General features: G+C 67.7%; 11 protein-coding genes. 9 read left to right on the top strand and 2 right to left on the bottom strand.

Features of this window, described 5'->3' with window-relative positions:
• The first annotated feature begins 214 nt into the window (after positions 1-214).
• Complete coding sequence (locus AC239G_RS17055) at positions 215-1795, top strand: acyltransferase family protein (RefSeq protein WP_181272435.1); 1581 nt, start codon at positions 215-217, stop codon at positions 1793-1795.
• Here the strand turns inward: AC239G_RS17055 and AC239G_RS17050 are convergent.
• Positions 1764-2255, bottom strand: coding sequence for an SRPBCC domain-containing protein (locus AC239G_RS17050; protein WP_181272434.1), 492 nt, complete (start codon positions 2253-2255; stop codon positions 1764-1766). The genes AC239G_RS17055 and AC239G_RS17050 overlap by 32 nt on opposite strands.
• On the bottom strand, positions 2252-2617 hold the full coding sequence (locus AC239G_RS17045) for an ArsR/SmtB family transcription factor (protein WP_135810474.1): 366 nt from the start codon (positions 2615-2617) through the stop codon (positions 2252-2254). The genes AC239G_RS17050 and AC239G_RS17045 overlap by 4 nt, the downstream gene beginning before the upstream one ends.
• A 512-nt stretch (positions 2618-3129) precedes the next feature.
• On the opposite strand from AC239G_RS17045, the gene AC239G_RS17040 reads away from it, so the two are divergent.
• The 8 genes from AC239G_RS17040 to AC239G_RS17005 are packed head-to-tail and all read left to right on the top strand — an operon-like array spanning position 3130 to position 13562.
• Positions 3130-4764: an ABC transporter substrate-binding protein gene (locus AC239G_RS17040; protein ID WP_181272433.1), complete on the top strand. Its 1635-nt coding sequence runs from the start codon at positions 3130-3132 to the stop codon at positions 4762-4764.
• Positions 4764-5834, top strand: coding sequence for an ABC transporter permease (locus tag AC239G_RS17035; protein WP_487489367.1), 1071 nt, complete (start codon positions 4764-4766; stop codon positions 5832-5834). Before AC239G_RS17040 ends, AC239G_RS17035 begins: the two co-directional genes overlap by 1 nt.
• Entirely contained in the window at positions 5831-6769 is a 939-nt protein-coding gene (locus tag AC239G_RS17030; RefSeq protein ID WP_181272431.1) for an ABC transporter permease, read from the top strand. Before AC239G_RS17035 ends, AC239G_RS17030 begins: the two co-directional genes overlap by 4 nt.
• Complete coding sequence (locus AC239G_RS17025; RefSeq protein ID WP_487489366.1) at positions 6766-8535, top strand: dipeptide ABC transporter ATP-binding protein; 1770 nt, start codon at positions 6766-6768, stop codon at positions 8533-8535. The genes AC239G_RS17030 and AC239G_RS17025 overlap by 4 nt, the downstream gene beginning before the upstream one ends.
• Positions 8528-9958 (top strand): NtaA/DmoA family FMN-dependent monooxygenase, encoded by a 1431-nt coding sequence (locus tag AC239G_RS17020; RefSeq protein WP_487489365.1) that lies wholly within the window; start codon positions 8528-8530, stop codon positions 9956-9958. Before AC239G_RS17025 ends, AC239G_RS17020 begins: the two co-directional genes overlap by 8 nt.
• 1 nt (position 9959) lies before the next feature.
• A complete protein-coding gene (gene ssuE, locus AC239G_RS17015) occupies positions 9960-10577 on the top strand; it encodes an NADPH-dependent FMN reductase (protein WP_487489364.1) in 618 nt (205 codons plus the stop codon).
• Positions 10574-11539 carry an LLM class flavin-dependent oxidoreductase gene (locus AC239G_RS17010; protein WP_487489363.1) on the top strand — a complete coding sequence of 322 codons (966 nt, stop codon included), beginning with the start codon at positions 10574-10576 and terminating at the stop codon, positions 11537-11539. Before ssuE ends, AC239G_RS17010 begins: the two co-directional genes overlap by 4 nt.
• Entirely contained in the window at positions 11532-13562 is a 2031-nt protein-coding gene (locus AC239G_RS17005) for an FAD/NAD(P)-binding protein (RefSeq protein ID WP_487489362.1), read from the top strand. The genes AC239G_RS17010 and AC239G_RS17005 overlap by 8 nt, the downstream gene beginning before the upstream one ends.
• The last annotated feature ends 34 nt before the right edge of the window (positions 13563-13596 follow it).

Raw genomic sequence — 13596 nt, 5'->3', positions numbered from 1 at the left:
GGCCGCGTGGTCGTGCGTGCTCATCGCCATTCTCACACGATCGGCCGCGGCGAGTATGAGGTGACCGGTCGAAGGTATCCCTCGGAAGTATCGGTCGGCGGGGGAGAGGTGGGCTCTCCGGCGTGATGTGCCGAGGCAGACGCGGTTCCTAACTTCGGTGTCATCGCCCCGATTCCCTGTGATCGGTACTGAACGACTCTGACAAGGAACTGCCATGACACTCATGCTCAACGACCCGGCCCTGCCCGCCGGCACCGAGGTCGTCCGAACCCCCGAGAGCGCGGTCGCCCCGCCCGCCGAACCTCGGGCTCGCGAAACCCACACCGCCGCCACACCCCACCGCGACCAGGCCATCGACCTCATCCGGTTCGGCTGCCTCGTCGTCGTGGTCATCCTCCACTCGATGATGAGCGCGGCCGTGCTCGGTTCCGACGGCACAGTGGCGCCGACGGTCGCGCTGTCGACGACCGCCGGATTCGCCGCAGCGTCCTGGTTCTTCCAGGTCATGCCCCTGTTCTTCATCATCGGGGGATACGCGGGCATCACCGGATGGCGGCGCACCCGTGCTCGAGGCGGAACTTGGACCGACTATCTGCGCGCCCGACTGCGCCGCCTCGCCGTACCCACAGCTGTCCTCGTCGTCATTGCCGGAATCGGACTGTCCGCGGCCGCTGACATGGGCGTTTCCTCCGAACTCATCGCCGAGGCGAGCCGCCGCATCGGCCAGCCGCTGTGGTTCCTCGCCGTCTATCTCGGCCTGTCCTCGCTGGTGCCGGTAGCGGTCCATTTCCATGAAAGAGCGCCGAGGCGGTCCCTGGCAGTCCTCGCCGGTGCCGTCATCGCCGTCGACGTTCTCTCCGGAACGACAGGGATTGCCGGCCTCGGCTATCTCAACTTCGTCGTCGTCTGGCCGCTGATCCAACAGCTCGGGTTCTTCTTCGCCGAGGCCTCCGACCGCCCGATCAGCCGTCCCGTGGTGTGGTCGGCGCTTGCGGCCGCTCTGGGTCTCCTCGGCGGACTCGTGGCAGCCGGGGTGTACAGCCCGAATATGCTCGTCAACCTCAATCCGCCGACCGGCGCCCTCGTCCTGCTCGGCGTCGCGCAGCTCTGTGTGCTGCATCTGTTCCATGCCCGGCTGAATCAGGCGCTCAACGTCGATCGGCTGTCCGCAGAGTCGACGATGGTTCCAAGAGAAGCCCCCGCAGCCCTCGCCGAGGCGGCCCCCTCCTCCCGAATTCTGACCGCCCAGTTCTGGGCGCGGGTCATCGCCTGGGGCAATTCCTACGGAATGCAGGTCTACCTGTGGCATATGAGCGTCGTCATCGTCCTCATCGGCGCTCTCGGATGGCTGGCGCAGACAGTCGTCGGCTTCCCGACGGGGATTCTGCTCGACCTGCCGACCGGCACCGTCGCCGAGTTCATCCTTCCCGAGATCGAGTCGGGATGGTGGTGGGCGACGCGTCTGCCGTGGCTGCTTGCAGTCATGGGACTCTCCGCGCTGGTCGCCATGGCCGCGGAGCGGATCCCGTTCCCCTCCGAACAGCGACTGGCCGCAGTCGGTCGCAGCCTCTCAGCGCTTGTCCGTGCTGTCCTTCCGCAGGGTTTCCCGGTCCAGGCATTCAGCTCGCGGGCGCGCGCCATTGTCGCTGTCGGAGCGGCCACGATGGGCATTGCGATCGCCCTCCTCGTCGGAATCGCGCCGATGATCTGGACGGTCGTGGCGGCCGGCCTGCTGATGGGTTCGCTCGTCCTGTCGGCCGGGCTCACTCCACTGCGGCAGCCAGCTGGTCGGTGACAGTGCCCCAGCCGTCGAAGAACCCGAGTTCTTCATGCCGGGCGCGCTGCTCCGGGCTGCCGTGCCGCACGATGGCGCGGTAGTCGGTGCCGTCGGGATGATCGCCGAGGATGATCTCGGTGGTCATCGCCACCGGGTCCGGCAGCGAAGGGTGCCAGGAGCTGCTGACGGCGTTCGTGAACACGAGGCGGCTGCCTTCCTCGATGACGAGGAACACCGCATCGACATGCGGATGCCATTCGGTGCCGTCCTCGCTCATCCGGGTGACGAAGGCACCGCCCGGAGCGAGCTCGAGCGAATCCACGCGCAGACTCAGCGGTGCCGGAATCCACCATTGGGCCAGCTGATCCGGCGTGGTCCAAGCATCCCAGATCGCCTGCTTCGGGGCGCGGATGATCCGCTGGATGCTGAGGTCGAGGTCTGGATTCTGATTGCGGGTGCGAGAGAGCTGAGTGGTCATGATTCCTCCTTGGTCGGGGTGGGCCCGTCGGAGTCGACGGAACCCGTGGTGACGAACTGTTCGAGCCGGTCGGTGGCGCGTTCCCAGATGCGCCGCTGTTCCTCGAGCCAACCCGAGAGCAGATGGAACCGATCCTGGTTGAGCACACAGGTGCGCACGCGCCCGGACTTCTCGGTCCGGATGAGGCCGCACGATTCGAGGCTGCGCACATGTTTCATGAACGACGGCAGCGAGATCGACAACGGCTCGGCAAGCTCTCCGACGCTGGCCGGTCCCCGCCCGAGACGCGCGATCACGCTGCGGCGAGTGGGGTCGGCCAATGCCGAGAACATCGCATCGAGCTCATCCGAATACTTAACCATGAGGCTAAGTATTACACCCTGGGGCGGCCTATGGGAAGAGGGCGGCTGAAAGTTCTGTGACGAATGATGACGACGATCATACTCAACTATTGTTGAGCAATTGAGTTTACTGATACGGTGTTGATCGTCAACATTCCACGACATCACTTCAGCAGAGGGCATGATGATCGCTTTCAAGAATTCGCAGACCTGGGCGCTGTCCGCACGGTTCGAAGCTCTTGACTGTTGCTTGCCCATGCCGATGTTCCGGCTCGTCAACGGCTGATTTACCGCCGATTCCGGGCGCCCGGGCTTTTCTGCGGCGGAGGCTGTCGGGCCTCGCTCGCCTCGCCCCGCCGGACGCTCCGCGTTCTCGCGTGATTCTGGGGCGCCGAACAGAAAGCGCTTGATCTTTCCGGCGATATGTTGAGCAATCACTGCCGAATGGTCGGCCCGTGATCGTCGCAACTCGCGCCGACACCTTCGCAATCACCTCTGATTCACATCCACCACTGACACCACCCAGGACACCCATGACCACCATCAGCTCTCCCGCCGCTCCGACCCGCTCGCCGCAGCGCCGCTCTCACTTCGCTCTCGCCGTGCTCGCAGCAGGTTCCCTCCTCCTCGCCGGGTGCTCCGGATCGGCACAGGCCGAGGACGAAGATGCCACACCTCAGGACGGCGGAACTCTGAAGATCGCCTACGACGTCGATCCGACCTGCCTCGACGGACAGCAGCAGGGCACGAACGTCACCCTCAATGTCACTCGTCAGATCACGGACTCGCTCACCGATCAGGATCCGGAGACCCAGGAGATCAAGCCGTGGCTCGCCGAGAGCTGGGATGTCTCCGATGATGCGAAGACCTTCACCTTCCACCTCCGCGACGGGGTGAAGTTCCAGGACGGCACGGACTTCACCTCCGCCTCGGTGAAGGAGAACTTCGAAGCGATCCAGGATCTCGGCGCGAAGGCTTCCCTGGGGCAGACCTACCTCGACGGGCTGAAGTCGATCGAGACCCCCGACAAGCAGACCGTGACATTCACCTTCGACAAGTCCAACGCCCAGTTCCTCCAGGCGACGTCGACGATGTCGCTGGGCTTCTACTCCTCCGACACACTCGCGAAGTCCCCCGAGGAACGCTGCACCGGAGACATCGTCGGCACCGGCCCGTTCCAGGTGAAGTCCTTCGAACACAACAAGTCGATCGAGCTCGCCCGGTTCGACGACTACGACTGGCCGTCATCGATCGCCGAGCACGAAGGGCCGGCCCACCTCGACGGCATCGAATTCTCCATCGTCCCCGAGGCCTCGGTGCGCAACGGTTCACTGCTGTCGGGACAGGTAGATGTCGACTTCTCCGTCCAATCCCAGGACGAGAAAACCCTCGAGGCGCAGGGACTGGGCATCGCCTCCCGACCGAACCCGGGCGTCGTCTACAACCTCGTGCCCAAGCTCACCGGGAACATCGCCAAGGACAAGTCGGTGCGTCAGGCGCTCGTCAAGGGCATCGACCGCGACCAGCTGCAGAGCGTGATCTCGCAGCACCAGGCTCCGGCCACCTCGGTGCTGGCGAAGTCGACCCCTGAGTACGAAGACCTCTCCGATCTGCTCGCCTACGACCCGGACGGGGCGAAGAGACTCCTCGACGACGCCGGCTGGAAGCCCGGCGACGACGGCATCAGGGTCAAGAACGGCAAGAAGCTGTCGACGACGCTGACCTACTGGCAGGACGCCCCATTCCTCGAGCTCGTCCAGCAGCAGCTGCGAGAGATCGGCTTCGACCTCAAACTCGAGAAGAAGACCACTGCCGAGGTGACCGCCCAGCAGGCCGAGGGCAAGGAAGAACTGACCTTCGGCAACCTCACCCGTGCCGACGGCGATGTTCTGCGCAACTACTTCGGCGTCGACGAACAGAACGGCAACGCGAGGAAGAAGAAGGAGAAGCTCGACGACATCCTCGCCCGCACGACCTCGACGCTCGACGAGAAGGAACGCACGGCGGACTTCACGAAGGCCGCGAAGATCCTCATCGACGAAGGCTACTCGATTCCGATCGTCGAACTCTCCGGAGTGATCGGCACCGGCAAGAATGTCCACGACTTCAAGTACGAGGCCTCCTCGCGCTTCCAGCTCTATGACACCTGGCTGGACGGTGAGCGGTGATGAGCCTGCGCTACCTGGCCTCCCGGCTGGCCCAAGGACTGCTCGTCCTGTGGATCGCGTTCACCTTCAGCTTCTTCCTCCTCTATTGGCTGCCCGGCGATCCGGTCATCACGATGCTCGGCGCCGGGGGAGAGCTGCAGAGCTTCGACCCCGCCGAGGTGGCCAGGCTTCGTGCCGAGTTCAACCTCGACCAGCCGTTGCCCATCCAGTACCTGCTCGCCCTCCTGGCCGTCGTCCGCCTTGACTTCGGCACCTCGATCCAGGCCGGCACCCCCGTCACCGAGGCGATCGCCGCCGCCCTGCCCCCGACGCTCGCACTCGCCGCGTTGGCCTTAGGTCTCGCGTTGGCGGTGGGGATCGTCATCGCGGTTGCCGCGACCCTGACCTGCCGCCCGTGGCTGCGCGACACCCTCGCGGCTCTGCCGGGACTGGGAGTGGCGTTGCCGACGTTCTGGGTCGGGCTGATGCTGCTGCAGGTCTTCTCCTTCCGCTTCCCGCTCTTCCCTGCAGTGGGCACCGGTTCCCCGGCCGCGATCGTGCTGCCGGCCGTGACCCTGGCGATCCCGCTGTCGGCGATCATCGCCCAGGTGCTCTTCCGCTCGCTGCAGAACGCGTGGATCCAACCCTTCGTCACGACCTTCCACGCCTCCGGATACACCCGCCTGCGGCTGCTGCTGCGCCAGGCGCTGCCCGTCGCGCTGCTGCCGGCGCTGACGATGGGCGGGGTGCTCTTCGGACAGGCGCTCGCCGGGTCCGTCGTCGTGGAGAACGTGTTCTCCCGCCAGGGCCTCGGCCGCCTCGCACAGACCGCTGTGACCGGGCAGGACATTCCGCTCGTCCAGGGCATCGTCCTCTTCGCCGCTGCAGTGTTCGTCCTCGTCAACCTCATCACCGACCTCCTGTACCCGCTGCTCGATCCGCGGCTGCGGGCCGCTCGTCGGAAGTTCGAATCGACGACTGGGCACACCCTCGCCGAGGCGGCCGACCGTGAGAACGCCACCGCCGGTGTGAACCCGGCGGGCTCGACGGCAGAGTCCGCATCGACGACGACCGAAGGAGGGCGCTCATGAGTCTGGTCACCGAACTGCAGAAGAACGATCAGATCGCACCGACCGGGCCCGGTGCAGACCGGCCCCACGAGGACCGGGTCCCCGGCGGCGGCACGCCCGGTCGGCTGCGTCGACTCACCTCGGCGGTGGGTTCCACCCGCATCGGGATCGTCGAAGTCATCGCGATCATCGTCCTCGGACTCGCCGCACTCGCCGCCGTCTGGCCGACCCTGCTCACCAGCGTCGATCCGCTCACCGGCAACCCGACCGACCGCCTCCTGGCACCCAGTGCCGAGCACGTCTTCGGCACCGATCAGCTCGGCCGCGACGTCTTCGCCCGCACCATCCACGGGTCCGCGCAGACCCTGTCGGCCAGCCTCGCCGCCGTGCTCATCGGGGTCGGCGCGGGCGTCCTCATCGGCCTCCTCGCCGGCTTCTTCACCGGGGTGCTCGACGCGATCTTCATGCGCACCGTCGATGTCCTCCAGGCCGTGCCCGGCCTGCTGCTGTCGATGGCAGTGATCACCGCGCTCGGCTTCGGCACCCTCAACGTCGCCGTGGCCGTCGGCGTGGCGGCCGTGCCCTCGTTCGCCCGGCTGACCCGCGCCGAGGTGATCCGGTGGCGCTCGACCGAATTCGTCCGCGCCGCCCGCGCCGACGGACTTTCGGCCGCATCGGTCCTAGCCCGGCACATCCTGCCCCAGGTCAGAGGCCCGATCGGGGCGCTGCTCGCACTCGAGTTCGGGTCCGCTGTGCTCGCCGTCTCCGCACTGAGCTTCCTCGGCTTCGGCGCCCCGCCGCCGCAACCCGAATGGGGTCTGCTCGTCTCCGAGGGCCGCGACTTCCTCGCCGCAGCCTGGTGGATGACGACCTTCCCCGGACTCGTCGTCGCGGCGGTAGTGCTCGCGGCCAACCGTCTCTCCCACGCCGTCAACTCCGAGAAGGAATTCCGATGATCAACACCGATCTCCTCGCCTGGCCCGCAGCCGGTGCCGGCACCGAACTCCTCGACGATGCCGGTCTGGAGACCACCGAGGCCCAGCCGACACCGATCCGGGCCCGGTCGACCCTGTCGCCTCAGGACCCTGAGGTCCTCGAGGTTGCGGGACTGAGCGTCACCTACCCCGGTGCTCCCACCCCGGCGATCGCGGACATCGACCTCAGTCTCGCCCCCGGTGACACGCTCGCGATCGTCGGCGAATCCGGATCCGGCAAATCCACGACGGCAGCGGCCCTGACCGGACTCCTCCCGGCTGGGACGAAGGTTCACGCGCACACGCACAGCCACCTCGGCGAGGACCTCACCTCGGCGAAGCCGCGCACCTGGCAGCGGATCCTCGGTACGGGAATCGCGTACGTGCCGCAGGACGCGGGCGCCGGGCTCAACCCGGTGCGTACGATCGCCTCCGCCCTGGCCGAGACCCTGACCGTCAACGGTTATGCGAAACCGCAGATCAGACCCCGTATCGCCGAGGTTCTCACCGCCGTGGGACTCGACCCGCAGACCCACGGGCGACGGTACCCGCACGAACTCTCCGGCGGGCAGCGGCAGCGCGTGCTCATCGCCAATGCGATCGCCGCCCGGCCGGCGCTCATCATCGCCGACGAACCCACCTCGGCGCTCGACGCGACCGTGGCCAAACAGGTCCTCGACGTGCTGGGCGGCCTCGTCGCCGGTTCGCAGACCGCGCTCGTGCTCATCACCCACGACCTCGGCGTCGCGAAGGAACGCGCCGCAAAGCTGCTGGTCATGCAGGCCGGCCGCATCGTCGAAACCGGGCCCACCGAAGCCGTCCTCGCCGACCCCCAGCATGCCTATACGCAGTCGCTCCTCGCCGCGGCCCCGCACCTCGGGTGGGGGAGACTGCGGCCGAGCACCGACGCTGGCGCCACCGAGACCCACACCGGCGCCGAGGCGGTCCTGTCCGGCCGCGGCATCGTGCGGAACTTCGGCGGGGATCGTCCCGCCGTCGACGGTCTCGACATCTCACTGCGGGCCGGGGCGACCGTGGGAATCGTCGGCGAATCCGGGTCGGGGAAGACCACCTCGGCGAGGATCCTGCTCGGTGCCGACCGAGCGGATTCCGGCGAGATCACCCTCCACGGAAAGCCCGTCACCGATTACGGACGGAAGGACCTCGGACGGCGCATCCGGTACGTCCACCAGGACTCGAGCGCGGCTCTCGACCCGCACTACACGGTCGAGCGGATTCTCACCGAACCGCTGCGCGGCCACCGCATCGGCACCCGAGCCGACCGGCCGGGACGCGTGCGGGAGCTGCTCGACTCCGTCGCCCTCGATCACAGCCTGCTCACCCGCACGCCGCGGGAGCTCTCCGGAGGGCAGCGGCAGCGGCTCGCGATCGCCCGTGCGCTGGCCGTCGACCCCGAGGTGATCATCCTCGACGAACCCGTCTCCGCACTCGACGTCGGCGTGCAGGCGCAGATCCTCCAGCTGCTCGTCGACCTGCAGGATCGCCTCGGCGTCGCCTACCTCTTCATCTCCCATGACCTCGCCGTCATCGAGCAGATCGCCGACGAGGTGATCGTGATGAAGGACGGACGTGTCGTCGAATCCGGGCCGACTGCTCGTGTGCTGCACGAGAGCCGTGACGACTACACGCGGGCGCTCATCGACGCAGTGCCGTGCTTCGACGACTCCGCCGTGCGCACAACCTCCACCATCAACCCCACCGAACTGACAGGAGCATCCCATGCCTGAATTCGACAGCAGCATCCCCGGCCAGCCGCGGCAGGTCCACCTCGCCGCGCACTTCCCGGGCGTGAACAACACGACCGTATGGTCCGATCCTGCCTCGGGCAGCCACATCGAATTCGACTCCTTCGCTCACCTCGCACAGACCGCCGAGGCCGGATTCTTCGACTTCTTCTTCCTCGCCGAAGGCCTGCGCCTGCGCGAACACCAGGGAAAGATCTTCGACCTCGACGTCGTCGGTCGTCCGAACACCACGGCCGTACTGTCCGCGCTCGCCGCCGTGACCAAGCGCATCGGCCTGGCCGGAACTCTGAGCTCGACGTTCAACGAACCCTTCGACATCGCCCGCCGGCTCGCGACGATCGACCACCTCTCGAACGGTCGCGCCGCCTGGAACGTCGTCACGACCTCCAACGCCTTCACAGGCGAGAACTTCCGCCGCGGCGGCTACCTCGACTACGCCGACCGCTACCGCCGCGCCGAGGACTTCATCGACGTGGCTCGGAGACTCTGGGACACCGCCGCCGGTGACGGGTCGTTCACGCATGCCAGCGACTTCTTCGACATCGCCGGACGCTTCCCCGCCGGCGCCCTGCCCGGCGGTCACCCCGTCGTCTTCCAGGCGGGGGACTCGGACTCCGGCCGTGACTTCGCCGTCGGCTCGGCCGACGTCATCTTCACCCGCCACTCCGACCCCGAATCCGGACGGAAGTTCTACGCGGACGTGAAATCCCGGCTGGCCCGCTACGGCCGAACCGAAGACTCCCTGAAGATCTACCCGGGAGTCTCCGTCATCCTCGGCGACACCCCCGCCGAGGCGGCCGAACGCTCCCGCGAGGTCGCCGCCCAGCAGGTCAGCGAGGCCGGTGCTATCGCCTTCCTTGAACGCGTCTGGGACCGCGACCTCTCCGCCTTCGACCCGAACGGACCTCTGCCCGATGTGCCGCCGGCCGGCGAATCGATCTCGCAGGGCCGGGTCAAGCACATCAAGAACGCGGAAGCCACGATCGCCTCCTGGCGGCAGATCGCCGAGGCCGAGAACCTCACCGCCCGAGAACTCGTCATCCGGGTCTCGACCCGTCACTCCTACGTCGGCACCCCGCACCAGGTCGCGACCGACCTCGCCGAGGCGGTCCGCACGAAGGCCGCCGACGGCTTCATCCTCGTCCCCCACCTCACTCCGGGCGGACTCGACGAGGTCGTTGAGAAGGTCGTGCCCGAACTCCAGGAACTCGGGGTCTACCGCACCGAGTATCCGGACGGGTCCCTGCGCGAGAACATCGGACTGCCCGCCGCCCGCACCGCCGCCGACTGGGCCGCCGCCCGTCGCGAAGCCCGCAGCACCGCCGCCGCAGAAACCGACACCACAGAGATCGGTGTCGCCGCCACCCCCGAGGTTCCGACCCGCGAACTCAAGGAGGTGGGCTGACATGTCGCGTGTCGTCCTGCTCTCGGCCAGCCCCTCGGAGAACTCGAAGACCGAAGCACTCCTCGAGTTCATCGCCCGCAGGCTCGGCCAGTACGGCCACCGTACGGAGTTCATCAAACTCCGCCACCTGCCCGCCGGCCCCCTCCTGACGGGGGATTCGAGCGACGGCCTCATCGCCTCGGCGCGGGACACGGTCGCCGCCGCCGACGCGGTGGTCGTCGGGTCCCCGGTCTTCAAGGCCACGTACACCGGGCTGCTCAAGGTCTTCGTCGATCTGCTGCCGATGGACGCTCTGCACGGCAAACCCGTGCTGCCGCTGCTCACCGGCGGATCCGCCGCCCATGTCCTCGCCCTCGACTACGGCCTCAAACCGCTGCTGGCCACGCTCGGGGCGAGCTCGATCGGTCGCGGACGCTTCGTCGTCTCGAGCAACATCCTCCCGGCCACGGACACGACCCCTCCGAGCATCGACGAATCCGTCGAGCGCGATGTCATCGACGCCATCGACCAGTTCGACTCCGAACTGACCGTCCGTGCACGGTCGTGCACCCACGCCGAGGCAGCCGCCGCCGAATCCCTCATCACCACCCCGATCACGACCGAACGGAATCCCTCATGAGCGTCATCATCGCCACCACGCTGACTCCCGATCCGATCTCCGGCCCGGCGACCGCGAAGACCCTTGACGGACATGCGGACTTCGCCCTCGTCCCCGATGACTTCACCGGGTACGACGCGCTCGAGTTCGCCTCCTGGCTCGGCCCGCTGACCAGCAGGCTCGGGATCGTCCCCGAGGTCCGCGCCACCCATCTCGAGCCCTTCCACCTCGCGACCGCCTCGGCGACGCTCGACTACGCGGCCCGGGCCCGTGCCGGACTCGCTGTGGGCATCTCATCCACCCCCGCCGAGGCGGCCCTCTTCGGTCGACGCGGCCCCGCCCCTGCACCCGCTGCCTGGGCCGAGGCCGCATCCGTCATCGAGGTCATCCGCCGACTCTGGGACTCCTGGGACGACGACGCGATCATCCGCGACGAGGCCACCGACCGGTACATCGATCGCGACCGCCTCCACTACATCGAAGCGCAGGTCCAGGACTCGACGGGAGTCGACTACTCGGTGCTCGGCCCCTCGATCACGCCGCGCCCGCCGCAGGGCCACCCGCCGATCATCGTCCGTGCGGAGGCCGGCAACGAGGCGGCCCGCGGCGCCGCCGACGTCGTTCTCGCCGACGAGGCCGCCGGCACCATCTCGCTCGAGGATCTGCGCACCGAACTCGACCCCGGGGTGCCGGTGCTCACCGTCCTGCCGGCACCGACGAACCGCGCCGAGGTGGCCGAGCTCGTCAGCTCCGTGCGCATCCTCGTCGAACGCGGGGCCTCGGGGGTGCTGCTGACCGCGTCAGCTGAGAATCAACTCGACTTCAGCGTCCGCCTCGTCTCCGAGATCCTGCCCGCCCTGCACGCGGCGGGACTGCGTGACACCCCTGAGGTCGTTGCGGCACTGGGCGGCGGCAGCGACGCGAGCGATCTGCGCGGCCGCCTCGGACTCGCCCCGGCAGTGAGCCTCTATGCCGATGCGTAAGACGTCGGCTGCGGCGGACCTCACGACCGGCGGTGATGCGTCGACGGCATCCGATTCGGGCGGGCACCGCGCCGACCTCACCTTCATCGGGGCCGGGCCGAAGACCCTGGGCATCCTGCTCGCGATCGCCGCGAACACGGACGCCGGGGCAGGCCTGCGCATCCACCTCGTCGACCCGTATCCGGCCGGAGCCGGGCGGATATGGCGGACCGAACAGTCGCCGCACCTGTGGATGAACTCGCGCACCGAGGACATCACGATCTTCCCGGACGAGTCCTGCCTGCTCGAGAATCCCGGAATCATGGGACCGACCCTGCACGAGTGGATCCACGGGCCCGGTCGGGAGCGCCTGACCCAGGCTGGCCTCGGCGCCGAGGCGGCAGGGCTCGACTCCCAATCATTTGCCAGCCGCCGGGTCCAGGGACACTACCTGACGGCGGCCTTCGAGACCGCCCTCGATCGTCTCGATGCTCAGGTGCACATCCATCGCGCCCGCGCCGCGGCGGTGCGCCGCGGCGATGACGACCGCGGCTTCGTGGTCACCACCTCTATCGGTGCGGAGATCGCCACCGACGTCCTCGTCTCGGCTCAGGGGCATCTCGACATGCACACCGCCGAGCAGGATGCGATCCTGGCCGACCGCGCTGCCGCCTCGGCAGGACGTGACCTGTACTACCAGGCTCCCGGATACACGGCCGACCTCGACTTCAGCGGCATTCCCGCTGGCGCTGAGGTGCTCACCCGCGGATTCGGACTCGCGTTCCTCGACTTCATGGTCATGGTCACCGAGGGCCGCGGCGGCGAGTTCGTCGACGACGGCGAACGGCTTCGCTACCGGCCCTCCGGCACCGAACCGGTGCTGTGGGTGGGATCCTCCCGTGGGGTCTCCTACAGTCCGAAGCTCGGCTACAGTCAAGTCGATGTCCCCGGCGCACCGGCCGTGGAATTGCGGTACTTGGACCGCGTGGCTGAGAGAACCGGCCGCGTGGGAGGGGACCGTCGCGGAAGTGGGCACCGCCTCGGCGAGAGTTCCCGGTTCATCGACTTCGATGAAGTGCTCGGTCCGCTGTTCGAACTCGAACTCACCTATGCCCACTACGAACACGTGCTGTGGAAGCGCGGCATCGACGCTCCCGAACTGCTCGAGCGCATCGACGCAACCGCCGAGCGGGTCCGCGCGGGCCGCATCGGTGCGAACGGGGCAGAAGCCACCACCGGCGCCGTCTTCGAGACCATCGCCGAGGCCGCCCGCGACGTCATCACAGACGAGGCCGATCTGTTCGACCTGGACCGCATCAACCGTCCGCTGGCCGATCTGCGCTGCGATGATCTCTCTTCTGCAGAGGCGAGCGTGCGCGATCACATCTCCGGGCAACTCAAGCGCAGTGCCGATGTGCACCACTCTGCCGACCTCGCCGTCTTCACCGCTCTGGTCAAGGCATATGTGCAGATCAGGATGTTCGTCCGCGACGGTCGAGTCAGCAATGGCGATCGCACGGAGTTCGTCGAAGGCAGCTTTCATTCCCTGTTCTCGTTCATCGGCAGCGGCCCGCCGCCGAAGAGAGTCAGACAGATCCTCGCTCTCCACGAAGCCGGTTTCGTTCGGTTCCTCGGTCCCGGGTTGAGCATCGACGCCGATGCTGCCGGTTTCACCGCCCGCTCCACCGCTCACCCGGAGGCGAAGACCTTCACTCATCTCGTCGATGCGCGCCTGGCTCGGCAGAGTGCGGAGAAGGCAGCCGATCCGGTCCTCGAAACACTGCGGGCGGACGGCCGACTGCGGCTCGAGACCGCGGCTCACGCGAAGCTGCGCACCGACGGTGCCGGTCGCGCGCTCGACGCACATGGTCGGGCACAAGGCGATCTGTTCCTGCTCGGTCCCGCGGTCTCCGGATCGACGGCCGAGGCCTTCAGCCGACCGCAGACTGGCGCCCCCGTGTTCGCTGACAACGAGCGCATTGCCGGGGCGATCCTCGACGCCGTGGCGGCAGGGTCCGACCGGCGGGAGCTCCTGGCTGGGTGACCGGCGACCGGCAGTGGGACTGCTCGATCGTCAC

Source organism: Brevibacterium sp. Lmc1 (assembly GCF_057654315.1).
The sequence above is the reverse complement of the archived record's forward strand: the minus strand, read 5'-3'. Positions and strand labels throughout refer to the sequence as shown.